Annotated in this window: 17 protein-coding genes; all 17 read left to right on the top strand. The window is 45.7% G+C overall.

From position 1 onward, the window contains the following. Complete coding sequence (locus tag HOP38_RS11865; RefSeq protein ID WP_198558126.1) at positions 1-717, top strand: protein phosphatase CheZ; 717 nt, start codon at positions 1-3, stop codon at positions 715-717. 9 nt (positions 718-726) lie between these two features. After that, a complete protein-coding gene (locus tag HOP38_RS11860) occupies positions 727-2,940 on the top strand; it encodes a chemotaxis protein CheA (RefSeq protein ID WP_198558125.1) in 2,214 nt (737 codons plus the stop codon). A 13-nt stretch (positions 2,941-2,953) separates the two neighbouring features. After that, positions 2,954-4,081, top strand: a complete 1,128-nt coding sequence (locus HOP38_RS11855; RefSeq protein WP_124940099.1) for a protein-glutamate methylesterase/protein-glutamine glutaminase — start codon at positions 2,954-2,956, stop codon at positions 4,079-4,081. 2 nt (positions 4,082-4,083) lie between these two features. Continuing rightward, the gene (locus HOP38_RS11850) at positions 4,084-4,863 is read left to right on the top strand and encodes a ParA family protein (protein ID WP_198558124.1); all 780 of its coding nucleotides are present in this window, start codon (positions 4,084-4,086) and stop codon (positions 4,861-4,863) included. Then, on the top strand, positions 4,853-5,866 hold the full coding sequence (locus HOP38_RS11845; protein WP_198558123.1) for a chemotaxis protein CheW: 1,014 nt from the start codon (positions 4,853-4,855) through the stop codon (positions 5,864-5,866). Before HOP38_RS11850 ends, HOP38_RS11845 begins: the two co-directional genes overlap by 11 nt. Before the next feature lie 71 nt (positions 5,867-5,937). Continuing rightward, positions 5,938-6,432, top strand: coding sequence for a chemotaxis protein CheW (locus HOP38_RS11840; RefSeq protein ID WP_006069986.1), 495 nt, complete (start codon positions 5,938-5,940; stop codon positions 6,430-6,432). Next, a complete protein-coding gene (locus HOP38_RS11835; protein ID WP_006069987.1) occupies positions 6,432-6,935 on the top strand; it encodes a DUF2802 domain-containing protein in 504 nt (167 codons plus the stop codon). Before HOP38_RS11840 ends, HOP38_RS11835 begins: the two co-directional genes overlap by 1 nt. 289 nt (positions 6,936-7,224) lie before the next feature. Then, complete coding sequence (ccmA, locus tag HOP38_RS11830) at positions 7,225-7,842, top strand: cytochrome c biogenesis heme-transporting ATPase CcmA (RefSeq protein ID WP_006069988.1); 618 nt, start codon at positions 7,225-7,227, stop codon at positions 7,840-7,842. A gap of 1 nt (position 7,843) precedes the next feature. Then, a complete protein-coding gene (gene ccmB / locus HOP38_RS11825; RefSeq protein ID WP_006069989.1) occupies positions 7,844-8,512 on the top strand; it encodes a heme exporter protein CcmB in 669 nt (222 codons plus the stop codon). A 66-nt stretch (positions 8,513-8,578) separates the two neighbouring features. Continuing rightward, positions 8,579-9,328, top strand: coding sequence for a heme ABC transporter permease (locus HOP38_RS11820; RefSeq protein WP_006069990.1), 750 nt, complete (start codon positions 8,579-8,581; stop codon positions 9,326-9,328). Positions 9,329-9,333: 5 nt separating this feature from the next. Then, positions 9,334-9,540: a heme exporter protein CcmD gene (gene ccmD, locus HOP38_RS11815; RefSeq protein ID WP_006069991.1), complete on the top strand. Its 207-nt coding sequence runs from the start codon at positions 9,334-9,336 to the stop codon at positions 9,538-9,540. Then, positions 9,537-10,022, top strand: coding sequence for a cytochrome c maturation protein CcmE (ccmE, locus tag HOP38_RS11810; protein ID WP_006069992.1), 486 nt, complete (start codon positions 9,537-9,539; stop codon positions 10,020-10,022). Before ccmD ends, ccmE begins: the two co-directional genes overlap by 4 nt. Beyond that, positions 10,019-11,980, top strand: a complete 1,962-nt coding sequence (locus HOP38_RS11805) for a heme lyase CcmF/NrfE family subunit (protein ID WP_038229391.1) — start codon at positions 10,019-10,021, stop codon at positions 11,978-11,980. The genes ccmE and HOP38_RS11805 overlap by 4 nt, the downstream gene beginning before the upstream one ends. Then, positions 11,980-12,534 (top strand): DsbE family thiol:disulfide interchange protein, encoded by a 555-nt coding sequence (locus tag HOP38_RS11800; RefSeq protein WP_006069994.1) that lies wholly within the window; start codon positions 11,980-11,982, stop codon positions 12,532-12,534. The genes HOP38_RS11805 and HOP38_RS11800 overlap by 1 nt, the downstream gene beginning before the upstream one ends. Beyond that, a complete protein-coding gene (locus HOP38_RS11795) occupies positions 12,531-13,016 on the top strand; it encodes a cytochrome c-type biogenesis protein (RefSeq protein WP_031493200.1) in 486 nt (161 codons plus the stop codon). The genes HOP38_RS11800 and HOP38_RS11795 overlap by 4 nt, the downstream gene beginning before the upstream one ends. Continuing rightward, on the top strand, positions 13,016-14,233 hold the full coding sequence (gene ccmI, locus HOP38_RS11790) for a c-type cytochrome biogenesis protein CcmI (RefSeq protein ID WP_198558122.1): 1,218 nt from the start codon (positions 13,016-13,018) through the stop codon (positions 14,231-14,233). The genes HOP38_RS11795 and ccmI overlap by 1 nt, the downstream gene beginning before the upstream one ends. A gap of 195 nt (positions 14,234-14,428) precedes the next feature. Further along, complete coding sequence (locus HOP38_RS11785; RefSeq protein WP_124940097.1) at positions 14,429-15,304, top strand: MlaA family lipoprotein; 876 nt, start codon at positions 14,429-14,431, stop codon at positions 15,302-15,304. Positions 15,305-15,311: the final 7 nt, after the last annotated feature.

The following is a 15,311-nucleotide window of genomic DNA, read 5'->3' as shown; positions in this document are numbered from 1 at the left end:
ATGATTTCATTAGAACAAGCTAAGCAGCTTGTTGATTTGTTGGAAAACGACAAACAACAAGAAGCCAATGAGCTGGTCATGATGATTCAAGGCGGCAACGAAAGTCGAGTACTTCAAGAAGTTGGCGCTCTGACTCGTGACCTGCACGATGCTTTAAAGGAATTCAGCATTGATACGCGTCTTAATGAGATCGCCAATGATGAAATCCCTGAGGCTCGCGACCGCTTAGAATACGTCATCAACAAAACGGAAATTTCTGCCAACACCACAATGGACGCGGTAGAACGTTGTCTGCCTATGGCGGACAATCTCCATGAATGTTTATTGCAAGTTCGTCCACAGTGGAACGAGCTAATGCATGGCAGGCTTGAGCTAAAACAATTTAAAGACCTGTGTCATCGTATTGATGATCTACTTAGTCAGGTGGAAGGGGATGGTACCGAACTGCGTACTCAGCTCACCAACATTCTAATGGCGCAGGATTTTCAAGACCTTACTGGACAAATCATTCGCCGCGTTATCACTTTAGTCAGTGAAGTGGAAACGAGGCTGGTGGAAATCTTGAAAGTGTTCAGTGACGAACAACAACCAATAACATCAAAACCAAAGCAGGCACCAGTTGGCGTCGAGGGACCGATTATTAACCCTCATGAGAGAGACGATGCCGTCTCTTCGCAAGACGAAGTCGATGATTTGCTTTCGAGTCTTGGGTTTTAGGGGTGGACAATGAGCTACGAATTAGATGAAGAGATTCTACAGGACTTTCTAGTAGAAGCGGGTGAGATACTCGAGTTGCTTTCAGAGCAGCTAGTCGAACTAGAGAACAATCCTGAAGATAAAGATCTTTTGAATGCGATATTTAGAGGTTTCCACACCGTAAAAGGTGGTGCAGGATTTCTAGCATTAACTGAACTTGTTGATACCTGTCATGGTGCGGAAAACGTCTTCGATATCCTTCGAAACGGCCAGCGCTCAGTGAATGCCAGTCTAATGGATACCATGCTTAAAGCGTTAGACACCGTTAACCATCAGTTCCAATCAGTTCAGAACATGGCTCCGATTGAACCGGCCGATCCTGCACTACTAGAGGAACTTCATCGCCTAAGTAAGCCAGAGTCCGCAGACGAGGCCGTAGCTCCTAAGGTTGAAATCCCAGAACCTCCGACCGTCTCTGAGCCAGAACTCAGCGTAGTTGAATCTTCAACGGTGGCGCAAGGCGACTCCATCGATGACATTACTCAAGATGAGTTTGAGCGTCTTTTAGATGAGCTTCATGGCAAGGGGAGTGGCCCGAGTAAAGTTGCGGCTGCGCCTGCCATCTCTGCGGTGGATAGCGCGCCTGTGGCACCAGCGGAACTTAGCTCGTCAGACATTACGGACGATGAGTTTGAAAAACTGTTAGACGAACTACATGGTGTCGGTAAGGGACCTTCTGCGACAGATATTGCCCCAGCGGTGACAGCTGTAGCTGCCTCTAAGCCTGAGGTTAAAGAGACACCAGCAGGGCCTGACAGCGGTGATTTGATGACGGACGAAGAGTTCGAGAAACTGCTGGATGAATTGCATGGTGTTGGTAAGGGCCCTTCTCCAGATGAACTGGATGTAGCAACAAAACCTGCATCTCAAAACGTTGCACCAGCGACGATCGAGCCTAAAGTAGCAGAACATGCCAAAGCGGCGGCCCCCGCTGTTGCGCCAGCCCCAGAAAAATCCTTACCAGCGGAAAGCAAAAACACGGCTGTGCAGGTCAAGAAACCACAAGCCGAAGCAACAGTTCGTGTTGATACTTCAACACTGGATACCATCATGAACATGGTTGGTGAGCTGGTGTTGGTTCGTAACCGCTTGGTAAGTCTTGGTCTCAACAGTAATGATGAAGAGATGTCTAAAGCAGTCTCCAATCTCGATGTTGTGACAGCAGATCTGCAAGGTGCGGTAATGAAAACCCGCATGCAGCCTATTAAGAAAGTCTTCGGTCGCTTCCCGCGAGTGGTAAGAGATTTAGCGCGTAGCCTTAACAAGGACATTGTTCTTGAAATGCAAGGTGAAGATACCGACCTCGATAAGAACTTAGTAGAAGCCCTAGCGGATCCACTGATTCACTTGGTTCGAAACTCGGTTGACCATGGTGTGGAGATGCCAGATGTTCGTGAACAGTCAGGTAAATCTCGCACGGGTAAGATAACCCTTTCTGCCTCTCAAGAAGGTGACCATATCGAACTTGCCATTATTGATGATGGCGGTGGTATGGACCCTGAGAAGTTGCGTGCTATTGCGGTAAAACGCGGCATGATGGATGAGGACGCAGCCTCTCGTCTGACCGACAAAGAGTGCTTTAATCTTATCTTTATGCCGGGCTTCTCCAGCAAAGAAAAGATCTCGGATATATCGGGTCGTGGCGTAGGTATGGATGTGGTGAAGACCGCCATTAATACCTTAAACGGCTCTATCGATATTGATTCAGAACTCGGTAAAGGCACCAAAATTACCATTAAAGTTCCGCTCACATTAGCGATACTTCCAACCTTGATGGTGGGAGTGGGAGGTAATCCATTTGCACTGCCTTTGGCAAGCGTGAACGAAATTTTCCACCTAGATTTAAGCCGTACCAATGTGGTTGATGGTCAATTGACGATCATTGTTCGTGATAAGTCTATTCCTCTGTTCTATCTGCAAAACTGGCTCGCACCACATGCGGGTCGCGCTGAGCAGCGTAAGGGTCATGGGCATGTGGTCATCGTTCAGATAGGCAGCCAGCGTGTTGGCTTTGTTGTGGATACTTTGATCGGCCAAGAAGAAGTGGTGATTAAACCGCTAGATAGCCTATTACAAGGTACGCCGGGCATGGCAGGCGCAACCATTACTAGTGATGGTCACATCGCATTGATATTAGACGTACCTGACTTACTCAAGCAGTACGCAGCAGCATCGCGTATCTAATTTAGGGAAGTCTATGTCACTTAAAGTACTCGTCGTCGACGACTCAAGTTTTTTCCGCAGACGTGTTAGCGATATTATTAATGCAGCCCCTCGATTAGAAGTGGTTGATGTTGCTGTGAATGGCAAAGAGGCAGTCGAAAAGGCACTGTCTCTGAAACCCGATGTGATCACTATGGATATAGAGATGCCAGTTATGGATGGCATCTCTGCGGTACGTGAGATCATGGCGTCTCAGCCAACCCCGATACTTATGTTCTCGTCTTTGACGCATGAAGGCGCCAAAGCGACCTTAGATGCATTGGAAGCTGGTGCTTTAGATTTCTTACCAAAGAAATTTGAAGATATTGCGCGCAACAAAGACGAAGCCGTCAGCCTGTTGCAGCAACGTGTGCAGCAAATTGCTAGCCGTCGCGCGTTGTTACGCAGAACACCTATTCGCCCAATATCAAGGTCAGCGGGCACAATAACATCGAGAACAGCCGCTTCACGTGTCGAACCTTCAGTGAGTGCTGTAAAAGCCACCGCGCCAGCGACCCCAGCCGCACGGTTTCGTGCCAGTGGTAAGTCGTATCAGTTGACAGCGATCGGAACTTCAACAGGCGGACCAGTGGCTCTACAAAAGATCTTAACCAAGTTACCTGTTAATTATCCCCATCCGATTCTGCTTGTACAGCATATGCCAGCGACGTTTACTGCAGCGTTTGCAGCACGCTTAAACTCTCTTTGCCAAATTACGGTCAAAGAAGCGGCGGATGGCGATATGTTACAACCAGGTGTTGCCTATTTGGCGCCAGGCGGAATGCAGATGATGCTCGAAGGACGTCCTGGTAATACCAAGATCCGCATCATTGATGGTGGCGAACGCATGAATTACAAACCCTGTGTTGATGTCACCTTTGGTTCTGCCGCTAAGATCTATCAAGACAAAGTGTTGTCGATGATATTAACTGGAATGGGTGCAGATGGTAGAGAAGGCGCTCGTATGCTCAAAGCTGCAGGGTCAACTATTTGGGCACAAGACGAAGAGTCTTGCGTGGTTTATGGCATGCCTCAGGCTGTAGCGAAAGCAGGTATTTCGACGGAAGACCTGCCGTTGGAGCGCATCGCCGAACGTATTTTAGTAGAGCTCAAGAGGCACTAACTATGATTGTTTGGAGTGTAGCTAACCAAAAAGGTGGAGTGGGCAAAACCACCACCACGGTAACGTTGGCAGGGCTATTGAGCCAAAAGGGGCATCGAGTCTTGTTGATCGATACCGACCCTCATGCATCATTGACCACTTATCTGGGTACGGATTCAGACGAGCTGACTCATAGCTTGTTTGATTTGTTCCAACTGAAAGAATTCAGTGAGACACGTGTTAAAGCCTTAATTCACCAGACCGAGATAGATAATATTGATATTTTGCCAGCTCATATGTCGCTGGCGACACTCGATCGCGTTATGGGTAATCGCAGTGGCATGGGGCTTATCTTAAAACGCGCATTATTGGCACTTCGTGACGAGTACGATTATGTGTTGATAGACTGCCCACCAATATTAGGTGTGATGATGGTCAATGCGTTGGCGGCGAGTGATAGAATTTTAATCCCAGTACAGACCGAGTTTTTGGCTATGAAAGGGCTGGAAAGAATGGTGCGTACGTTGGCTATCATGCAGAAATCACGTCAACGCCCATTCAAAGTAACGATTGTCCCTACCATGTATGACAAACGCACTCGGGCATCTTTGCAAACACTCATCCAGCTTAAACACGATTATCCATCGCAAGTTTGGAGCTCTGCGGTACCTATCGATACCAAATTTAGAGACGCAAGTCTTAAACACTTACCTGCGTCGCATTTTGCCGCTGGAAGTCGTGGCGTATTTGCCTATAAGCAGCTGCTGATTTATTTAGAAAGGTTGGCTCAAGATGAAAGCTGATGCAGCTCCCCTCTCAAGCGAACAAGCGCTAGACGATTACTTTACGTCATTATTAGGGCTAGAAGATGGCCTTGATTTCGATAGTGGAGAGTCTGAGCCAATCGAAGTGAGTGAACCAGTTTCTGTTGCTGAATCATCGGAAGCTGAGGCTCTTATTGAGCAGCAGGATTCGCTATCTACATGGCAACCTGAGCCTCAACTACAACTTAGCCAATCAAAAGAAGTAGCACGCACTTACGACGAACTTATCGCGGAAGCTGAAGAGCCTGATCTGCAACACCTTGAGAAGCTGTTTAGTGGGTTGCAGCACCAGTCAGAAACCCAAGCAACTGAAGAGTCAATAGTTGCTGAGCCAAACATAGCCGTTCAGGTGGAGTCGGAACAAATTGCTGCTGAAGCAGCAACAGAAGAAATTCAATCGTGGGATCTAGAAGAAACTTCGGATGTAATTAGTGATATTAAAGTTGATTCTGAGATTGCCGATACAGTTGATGTAGAACTGGTTACCGCAGATGGTGGGTCGGGTGAGCAGAACATTTGGCAAAATGGCGAGCGTACTGAAGGTTTTCAGGTGCTGTATTTTGATGTCAATGGTATGACGTTTGCCGTGCCTTTGGATGAGCTTGGGGGTATCCACCAGATTGGTGAGCTAAACCATTTGATTGGCAAACCTGCTTGGTATCTGGGGCTGCAGTCGAGTCGCGATAGTCAACTTGATGTGGTTGATACGGCTATGTGGGTAATGCCTGATGTTCTTAATGACGATAGTTACAAAGATGCCTACGAGTATATTGTGATGTTAGGTGAGAGCCATTGGGGACTGGCGTCTACAGAGCTTAAAGGTACTGAGCTACTTCAACCAGAAGCGGTGCGCTGGAGAGAAAAATCCGGTAAGCGTCCTTGGCTTGCTGGGATGGTAAAAGAACAAATGTGTGCGTTAGTTCATGTGTCTGAGCTAATTGACATGCTTAATGCTGGATTAGATGTTAAATCGGTACAGTAAACAACAAAATTAATGCTATTTGCTTCCGCTTTCATTATGAAGCAAGGCAGAAATGAATTGAGAGGAAGACTATGTCTCAAACGATGGATGTTGAACTAAGAAAAGATCAAGCTAACGATGAAGTGCTGCAATGGGTGACGTTTCAGTTAGAAGAAGAAACCTACGGCATCAATGTTATGCAAGTTCGAGAAGTACTTCGTTATACAGAGATAGCGCCTGTACCTGGAGCACCAGACTACGTTCTCGGCATTATTAACCTCCGTGGCAACGTGGTCACGGTGATTGATACTCGTTCACGTTTTGGCTTGATGCCTGGTGAAATCACGGATAATACTCGTATCATTGTTATCGAATCTGAACGCCAAGTTATTGGTATTCTAGTCGACAGTGTGGCTGAAGTGGTTTATCTGCGCTCTTCTGAAATTGATACAACGCCAAGTGTTGGTACAGATGAAAGCGCGAAGTTCATTCAAGGGGTGAGCAACCGTGAAGGTAAATTGTTGATTCTTGTTGACCTTAATAAACTGCTCTCTGAAGATGAGTGGGATGAAATGGCTTATCTATAATGATTGACTCTGTGTCTTTGATGTCACCACTGCTATGGGGAGCGGTGGCATTAGCAATTATTCTCTTTGTATGGTTGGTGAAGGTTCATCGTGGCCTGAATCTACATAAGGCACATGCTCGCCAGCAAAAGCGAGCGCTAGAGAAAGATGTAGAAAAATGCAATAAACAGCTTCTTGAAGTACGTTCGGTGTTAGTTGGACTTGGTCAGAAAGTATCTGAACAAGAAGAAATTATAGCTCACCTAACCGAGCGTATTATCGAGCTGGAAAATGTCGATAGTGATGGTCGTTTGTACACTCGCGCTAACAAAATGGTCAAACTGGGCGCGGATATCAACGAGCTTATCGAAGAGTGCGAACTTCCAAAGGCAGAAGCAGAGCTGATGCTCTCCCTACAGAACAAAATTGCCGGCAAAGAAAAAGTGCCGCCTTTACACAAGGCAAAGCAACCTGTCCGAGCACCCGCCAGTCAAGGTTATCCCTCCCTTAAAAAGAGCAGATAGGCGTTACAGAACATCAATAACTCATTGATGTTCTTGTTCTATTTTAATAACAACGTTAACAATTCTTTACCTTTTTCTAGTCGTCATAGGTGTACGGTTTGCTATTCTATGGTTCGGCATGATATGACAAATTAAGAAAATATCTACCACTTTATGGGTATATATTTCGTTTTAAGAACAGTAATTTATAGTTTCTTACCAAGTTTCGTGAAGCGAGTTTGATCATTATCGTTTAACGCTATTTTAGCTATGGTAAGATGGACGCCCTGTCGAACCAGTACGTAAATGAATGTTAGAAGTAACAAAATTAACAGCGATTCGCGATGACCGCGTATTATTTGAGAATTTATCTTTTTCTTTACAATTAGGCGATCTCGTACAGATTGAGGGCCGAAACGGTACCGGTAAAACCACGCTGATGCGTATTGTTGCTGGACTGGGAGATAAAGAAGAAGGTGAGATCAAATGGAACGGTGAAAAAATCGAATCCAGTCGGGAAGATTATCACCAATCTTTGTTGTTTCTGGGACACCAAACTGGCGTCAAACGCGATCTGACCGCGTTCGAAAATCTAAAGTTTTATCAGTCTATTCATGCTCCTGACACATCGACGGAACAGATTTTTTCTGCGTTAACCCAAGTCGGCCTTGCTGGTCGAGAAGATGTACCTGTTGCTCAACTTTCTGCAGGTCAACAACGCAGAGTAGCGTTGGCGCGTCTTTGGCTCAGTAAGCAACCATTGTGGATTTTGGATGAACCACTGACTGCGATCGATAAGCAGGGTGTTAAAGTGCTAGAAGATCTATTTCTCAACCATGCGGAACAGGGCGGTATCGTATTGTTAACGACTCACCAAGATATGTTTAGCGACAATCCTAAACTCAAAAAGATCAAACTTGGAGAGTAGTATGATTGCGTCCATGATGAAAATAATCCGTCGAGAGCTACTCATTGCGTTTCGTCGTCAAGCCGATATTTTCAATCCACTATGGTTTTTCATCATAGTGATTACTCTTTTTCCGTTAAGTATCGGACCTGAGCCGAATCTACTGGCGCGTATTGCTGCGGGTATTGTGTGGGTTGCTGCTTTGCTTTCTGCACTTTTGTCATTGGAGCGACTGTTTAAAGATGACTTCCAAGACGGGTCTCTTGAACAGATGATGCTCATGCCTATTCCTCTACAACTGGTTGTTATAGCAAAGATTATTGCTCACTGGTTGCTGACAGGGTTGCCTCTTATCATTATTAGTCCACTGCTGGCGATTTTGTTATCACTGGACTCAAATACATGGATTGCTGTCGTCTTAACTTTATTGGTGGGGACACCTACCTTGAGTTTTATAGGCGCTATCGGTGTTGCATTGACCGTTGGGTTGCAAAAAGGTGGGGTGCTGCTGAGTTTGCTCGTATTGCCTCTCTATATTCCTATTCTAATATTTGCTACCTCTGCGATTGATGCTGCATCATTGGGTGTTGCGTATAATGGTCAGTTAGCTTTGCTAGCTGCTATGTTAGCCGGAGCAATGACTCTGACTCCGTTTGCTATCAGTGCCGCACTAAGAGTTAGCGTAAACTAAAAATATACCACGCTTACATTGCCGATTCGGCGATGAGAGAAATGTCGTCAAAGAGTGAGAAACACTATGTGGAAATGGCTCCATCCTTATGCCAAACCCGAAACCACTTACCAATTGTGCGGTAAGCTTTTACCATGGTTTGCCACGATAGCATTACTATGTCTATCCATCGGCACCGTCTGGGGACTTGCTTTTGCACCTTCAGACTATCAACAAGGTGATAGCTTCCGTATTATCTATATTCATGTCCCTTCTGCAATTTGGTCTATGGGCGTGTATATGTCGATGGCGATTTCGGCATTTATTGGTCTAGTGTGGCAGGTTAAGTTGTCTAACTTAGCGGCTCTGGCGATGGCGCCAATTGGTGCGGTCTACACCTTCATCGCCCTGTTAACAGGTGCAGTGTGGGGCAAGCCTATGTGGGGTGCATGGTGGGTCTGGGATGCTCGTCTGACGTCAGAACTGATTCTTCTATTCCTTTATTTAGGTGTCATTGCGCTTTACCACGCTTTTGATGATCAAAAAACGGCAGCAAAAGCAGCGGGTATTCTTGCCATAGTAGGTGTGATTAACCTCCCTATAATCCATTTCTCTGTGGAGTGGTGGAACACGCTACATCAAGGCGCGACAATTACTAAGTTCGCTAAACCTTCGATTTCCAGCGACATGCTGTGGCCACTACTATTGAATATTTTCGGATTTGCCTTCTTCTTTGGAGCTGTGACGATGATTCGTTTACGTAATGAGATCATCAATAAAGAGGGGCACCGTCCGTGGGTGATCAAACTGGCTGAACAAGCCAAGCAAAGAGGTTAGATATTATGCATTTTGAATCTTTAGGTGACTTTTTTGCTATGGGAGGTTATGCCTCCTATGTTTGGAGTGCATTTGGCATCACCTTTTTGTCCATGATTATTCTTCTTGTGACTAGCGTGTCACGAGGAAAAAAACTACTTAAAGACGTTCAAGCTAAAGTCGATAGGCAGGCGCGTATCGAAGCAGCGAAAAATATGGAGAACACTCTATGAACCCAAGGCGTAAGAAAAGGCTCGGCATTATTCTGGCCATTTTCATTGGTATCGGTGCGACTGTTGGCTTGATCATTTATGCACTTAATCAAAACATGGATCTGTTCTATACACCAACGGAATTGGTGAATGGTAAGAAAGACGGCTCAAAACCTGAAATTGGCCAACGCCTGCGTATTGGTGGAATGGTGGTTGCAGGTTCGGTAAGTCGTGATACAGAATCACTGCGCGTCAGCTTCGATTTAGCTGATGTCGGTCCTAAGGTGACAGTGGTTTATGATGGTATTCTTCCTGACTTGTTCCGTGAAGGGCAGGGCATTGTTGCTCAAGGAGTACTAGTGGAGCCTACTAAGATTGAGGCTTTTGAAGTACTAGCTAAGCACGATGAAGAATACATGCCGCCTGAAGTAGCAGAAGCTATGAAGAAGACGCATGAACCACTGCAATATTCTCAAGAACAGAAACAAGGAAGCGGTCAATGATTGCTGAAATTGGTCACTTTGCACTGATACTCTCGTTGAGTTTATCAGTGCTACTCAGTATTTTGCCGCTCATAGGCGCATCGAAAAACAACACATTGCTGATGAACACGGCAAGGCCTCTCTCTTGGGGTATGTTCATTATGCTACTGTTGTCCTTTGTTATTCTCGAGTGGGCGTTTTACGTTAACGACTTTACGTTGCAGTATGTGGCGAATAACTCGAATACTCAGTTGCCTTGGTACTACCGTCTAACGGCAGTATGGGGTGCTCACGAAGGCTCATTATTACTTTGGGTGTTGATTCAAGCGGCTTGGACCGTTGCTGTAGCTAGCTTTAGCCGTGGTATGCCTCAAGAGTCAGTCGCGCGAGTACTAGCAGTAATGGGCATGATCACAGTCGGTTTCTTACTGTTTATCATTGTTACTTCAAACCCATTTTTAAGAACATTACCTTTCTTCCCGGTTAATGGACGAGATCTCAACCCACTGTTGCAAGACCCTGGTTTGATCATCCACCCTCCAATGCTATATATGGGTTATGTTGGCTTCTCGGTTGCGTTCTCTTTTGCGATTGCATCATTGATGTCAGGTCGCTTGGATACTGCTTGGGCTCGCTGGTCTCGACCTTGGACAACCGCTGCATGGGTTTTCCTAACTCTAGGTATCGCACTGGGTTCATGGTGGGCATATTATGAGCTTGGCTGGGGCGGCTGGTGGTTCTGGGATCCAGTTGAAAATGCCTCGTTCATGCCTTGGTTAGCGGGTACCGCATTAATGCACTCATTGGCAGTGACTGAAAAACGCGGCACGTTCAAAGCTTGGACGGTATTGTTGGCGATTTCAGCATTCTCTTTGAGTTTGTTGGGGACCTTCTTAGTACGTTCCGGCATTTTGGTCTCAGTGCACGCCTTTGCTTCCGATCCGTCGCGCGGTATGTTTATCCTCGGTTTCTTAGTATTCGTGATAGGTGGTTCCTTACTGCTGTTTGCTTTGAAAGGTGCCTCGGTGAGAGTACGTGGTAACTTCGACTTGCTGTCACGTGAAAACGCGCTGTTGGGTAACAATGTTCTGTTGATGGCAGCACTCGTCGTGGTGCTTGTTGGTACTTTGCTACCACTTGTTCATAAACAGATTGGTTTGGGCTCGGTATCGATCGGTGCGCCATTCTTTAATATGTTGTTTACTTGGCTAATGGTGCCATTCGCGTTCCTACTGGGTATTGGCCCTCTGATTCGTTGGAAGCGTGACAAAATGTCGACGCTTATTAAGCCAATGGTCATCTCTGGTGTTATCTCACTTGCTTTCTCTGCGCTGATGGTAACCGTTTTGGCCGAATACTTTACAGGTCTAGCATTCCTTGGTTGGTTGATGGCATCTTGGATCATTACCATGCATGGCTTTGAACTTTACGAGCGTGCAACTCACCGCCACAGTTTTGCCAAAGGCATTACTAAGCTACCTCGCAGTCACTGGGCGATGATGTTGGGTCACATCGGCTTAGCAGTAAGCGTTATTGGTATCGCTATGGTGCAAAACTACAGCATTGAACGCGATGTGCGTTTAGCGCCGGGTGAGCATTACCAGATTAATGACTACGATTTCTATTTCAAAGGTCTGCGTGACAAAGATGGTCCGAACTACGATGGTTATATCGCTGACTTTGAAATCACCAAAGATGGTAAATACATCAACACCCTTCATGCAGAAAAGCGTTTCTATCGCACTGCTAAGTCTATGATGACTGAAGCCGCTATCGATCGTGGAGTGACTCGTGACTTGTATATCGCGATGGGTGAGCGTCTAGATGATGGTAAGTCATGGGCAGTTCGTATCTACCACAAACCGTTTGTTCGTTGGATTTGGTTAGGTGCGCTGATTATGTCTATCGGTGGTGCATTAGCTATCAGTGATAAACGTTACCGTTTCAGAAAGACAGCGAAGGCGGAAGGAGACGCATAATGAATAAGAAGATCCTATTTATTCCTTTAGTCGCATTTCTAATTTTGGTGTCGGTCTTTGCCGTTCAGCTAGGGCGTAACCAGGCTGGGGACGATCCTACCAAGCTAGAATCGGTGCTGATTGGCAAACACGTTCCAGAGTTTCGTTTAGAAGATCTTGCCGAGCCTGGAAAACTGTACAATCAGGATATCTTCAAAGGTGAGCCTTTACTGCTAAATGTTTGGGCTACATGGTGTCCAACTTGTTATGCAGAACACCAGTATCTCAATGAGCTTGCGGGGAATGGCGTCAAAATCATCGGTTTGAACTACAAAGATCAACGTAACAAGGCGATTCAATGGCTTAATGAGTTGGGTAATCCTTACTTGATTAGCCTGTTCGATGGTGATGGCATGCTAGGTCTAGATTTAGGGGTTTACGGTGCGCCTGAAACCTTCTTAATCGATGCTAATGGTGTGATTCGTTACCGTCACGTTGGCGATGTGAACGCTCGTAACTGGAGTGAGAAACTTCAGCCTCTATATCAGCAAATGTTAGAGGAGGCGAAAAAATGAAAAAGTGGTTAATCGCTTTAACGTCTTCACTAGTGCTCGCATTGGCAGCTAATGCTGCAATTGAAGTTCATGAGTTTGACTCGTTAGAACAGGAAAATCAGTTCCAAGAGCTAAACCACACGCTGCGTTGCCCTAAGTGTCAAAACAATACTATCGGTGACTCTAATGCTGAGCTTGCTGTAGACCTTCGTCAGAAAGTCTATGAGATGACCAAAGAAGGCAAATCTAAGCAAGAGATTATCGACTATATGATCGCTCGCTACGGTAACTTTGTGACTTATAATCCACCGCTGACATTCGCAACGGCGATCCTCTGGGTTGGCCCGTTATTTGTCGTGGTGTTCGGTTTTGGTTTGATTGTGATGCGCAGTCGTAAGAACCGCGCTAAGCAAACTGAACAAGCAGGCAGCGAGTGGAGCGATGAAAAAGAAGCTCAACTGAAAGCGTTGCTGGATGAAAAAGAGACTGGAGATAAGCAGTAATGACACTTTTTTGGATATCAACAGTCGGTCTTGTTGTCGTTGCAATCGCACTGCTGGCAATCACTCTTAACAGTAAGAAAGCCAACAACGATGAACAGCTTCGTGATGAATTAAACAAGGCATTCTATAAAGATCGTCTTTCTGAGTTGGAAGTGGAAAACGAAGAAGGTTTGGTGGAGAACCAACAAGACTTAATCGATGACCTTAAACAATCACTGCTTGACGATATTCCACAACAGCAGCAACAAACCGAGAAATTCAATATTTCGCCAATGGCGGTACTGATTCCTTCTGTTGCTTTGGTTGTGATCTTGACTTACGGTATGTATATGCATTTTGGTGGTGCAACCAAGGTGAAAAATTGGCAAGAAGTCACAGCTAACCTTCCTGAATTATCGAAGAAGCTGATGGCGGGCTCTGCTGAGCCAATGACTGAAGATGAGATGCAAGATCTTACTTTGGCCTTGCGTACTCGTTTGCACTATCAAAAAGACGATGCAACGGGCTGGTTGCTATTAGGTCGAATCGCCCTTGCGAATCGCGACGTGACAACCGCAACAGACGCGATGGAAAAAGCCTATCGGTTAACGCCTAATGATGCAGATGTTAAGTTAGGTTACGCTCAAGCTCTGATGATGTCTCAAGATGAAATGGACAATAATCGTGCAAGAAGCCTTCTTACTAGCTTGATTCAAGAAGAGTATGTTGATCTTCGAGTGTTCTCGCTATTGGCATTCGATGCATTTGAGCGAGAAGATTTCCCAGGAGCTATCCGTTACTGGTCGATTATGCAGAAAATGATTGGTCCAGAAGATAGCCGCTATGAAATGCTTTCTCGAAGCATTGAGAGTGCCAAAGCGCGCATGGGTGAGCCGATTGTTCAAGGTAAGTCAGTGGCGGTGACGATTTCACTAAGCCCTGATGCTCGTATCCCAGAAGATGCAGCACTAATCGTCTCAGTACACCCAGCAGACGGTTCGCCAATGCCAGTTGCGGCGGCGCGCTATCCGCTAGGTATTTTCCCACGTACTGTTGTTTTGGATGATAACAACAGCATGATGGAAGGGCGTAAACTATCAAGTTTGGATGGACTCATTGTGAGAGTTCGTATCGATAGTGATGGTAATGTTGCGACTCGCGATGGCGATTGGTTTGGTGAAAGCCAACCTGCTAAATTGGGTGATACCGTGGAGGTGTCTATTAATCAGCAGTACTAATTCCTATAACATATAGTCATACTGATTAATAAATATTGGCCTAGATTGTTGCTTTAACTAGCCTGTGTAGTTGCATACCGCTATACTCATTACTAGTGGTTATAACAACAATCTAGAGCTTAATTCCTAATTATCAAAGCATTAGGACAAAAAAATACGAAACTGCTCAGATTGTCATGGCTTATGGATGAGGTTATGCAGTCAGCATCAACCGGCAAAAAGATCACTCTTTTTGCCGTTTTTGTTTCTTGCGTATTTCTGTTTGGTTGTTCTTCATCTCCTGAAGATACCCAACCAATAGAAAGCCAAGAGGCAACTTCGACTTTGGATTCTAGCTCAAGTGACTCCAGCGATCTGCAAGTCGAGAACAGTGAACTACAACCTGACAATGATACGACTCAGGTTGGAACCGACGTCTATGATCCCTTCGAAAGCTTTAACCGAGCAATGTGGGCGGTTAATTATGACTATTTAGACCCCTATTTTGTGCGTCCCGTCTCTCTCGCTTACGTCAACTACACGCCTGATCCAGTCAGACTAGGGGTACGTAACTTCCTAGCTAACCTTGATGAACCATTTAGTGCTGTGAACAATGCTGTTATGGGTAATGGTGGTAAGGCGCTGGATCACTTCAATCGATTTTGGATAAACAGTACCTTAGGCTTATTAGGCTTTATTGATATCGCTTCTGCGGCCGGTATTGAAAAGCGAGATAAGAAAGAGTTCGGTGATGCGATTGGGCATTATGGGGTCGGTACGGGCCCATATTTTATGATACCGGGTTATGGGCCGATTACTTTACGTGAAGGTGCAGATGTCGTAGATGGATTATATCCGCCAATATCTTTCTTGAACTTCTGGGCTAGCTTTGGCAAGTGGGCCTTAGAAGGAATGGAAAAACGCGCGCTAGTCGTCCCTCAAGAAGCAACACTCGAACAGTCACCAGATCCTTATTCGCTTACTCGGGATATTTATATCCAACGTCAGAACTACAAAGCAGAAGTAGTGGATGATGAAGTGGATGCGGAGGAAGAAGCTTATATTGATGACTACTTGGAGGATTTTGAGTAGCTCGAGA

The organism is Vibrio mediterranei, from assembly GCF_013364395.1.
Classification (GTDB): domain Bacteria; phylum Pseudomonadota; class Gammaproteobacteria; order Enterobacterales; family Vibrionaceae; genus Vibrio; species Vibrio mediterranei.
This window is presented reverse-complemented; position numbering and strand designations above follow the sequence as displayed.

What these genes read in the sequence shown, in the direction of transcription:
- HOP38_RS11865 (WP_198558126.1), top strand. Translation starts at nt 1, where the DNA reads ATGATTTCATTAGAACAAGCTAAGCAGCTTGTTGATTTGTTGGAAAAC.
- HOP38_RS11860 (WP_198558125.1), top strand. Translation starts at nt 727, where the DNA reads ATGAGCTACGAATTAGATGAAGAGATTCTACAGGACTTTCTAGTAGAA.
- HOP38_RS11855 (WP_124940099.1), top strand. Translation starts at nt 2,954, where the DNA reads ATGTCACTTAAAGTACTCGTCGTCGACGACTCAAGTTTTTTCCGCAGA.
- HOP38_RS11850 (WP_198558124.1), top strand. Translation starts at nt 4,084, where the DNA reads ATGATTGTTTGGAGTGTAGCTAACCAAAAAGGTGGAGTGGGCAAAACC.
- HOP38_RS11845 (WP_198558123.1), top strand. Translation starts at nt 4,853, where the DNA reads ATGAAAGCTGATGCAGCTCCCCTCTCAAGCGAACAAGCGCTAGACGAT.
- HOP38_RS11840 (WP_006069986.1), top strand. Translation starts at nt 5,938, where the DNA reads ATGTCTCAAACGATGGATGTTGAACTAAGAAAAGATCAAGCTAACGAT.
- HOP38_RS11835 (WP_006069987.1), top strand. Translation starts at nt 6,432, where the DNA reads ATGATTGACTCTGTGTCTTTGATGTCACCACTGCTATGGGGAGCGGTG.
- ccmA (WP_006069988.1), top strand. Translation starts at nt 7,225, where the DNA reads ATGTTAGAAGTAACAAAATTAACAGCGATTCGCGATGACCGCGTATTA.
- ccmB (WP_006069989.1), top strand. Translation starts at nt 7,844, where the DNA reads ATGATTGCGTCCATGATGAAAATAATCCGTCGAGAGCTACTCATTGCG.
- HOP38_RS11820 (WP_006069990.1), top strand. Translation starts at nt 8,579, where the DNA reads ATGTGGAAATGGCTCCATCCTTATGCCAAACCCGAAACCACTTACCAA.
- ccmD (WP_006069991.1), top strand. Translation starts at nt 9,334, where the DNA reads ATGCATTTTGAATCTTTAGGTGACTTTTTTGCTATGGGAGGTTATGCC.
- ccmE (WP_006069992.1), top strand. Translation starts at nt 9,537, where the DNA reads ATGAACCCAAGGCGTAAGAAAAGGCTCGGCATTATTCTGGCCATTTTC.
- HOP38_RS11805 (WP_038229391.1), top strand. Translation starts at nt 10,019, where the DNA reads ATGATTGCTGAAATTGGTCACTTTGCACTGATACTCTCGTTGAGTTTA.
- HOP38_RS11800 (WP_006069994.1), top strand. Translation starts at nt 11,980, where the DNA reads ATGAATAAGAAGATCCTATTTATTCCTTTAGTCGCATTTCTAATTTTG.
- HOP38_RS11795 (WP_031493200.1), top strand. Translation starts at nt 12,531, where the DNA reads ATGAAAAAGTGGTTAATCGCTTTAACGTCTTCACTAGTGCTCGCATTG.
- ccmI (WP_198558122.1), top strand. Translation starts at nt 13,016, where the DNA reads ATGACACTTTTTTGGATATCAACAGTCGGTCTTGTTGTCGTTGCAATC.
- HOP38_RS11785 (WP_124940097.1), top strand. Translation starts at nt 14,429, where the DNA reads ATGCAGTCAGCATCAACCGGCAAAAAGATCACTCTTTTTGCCGTTTTT.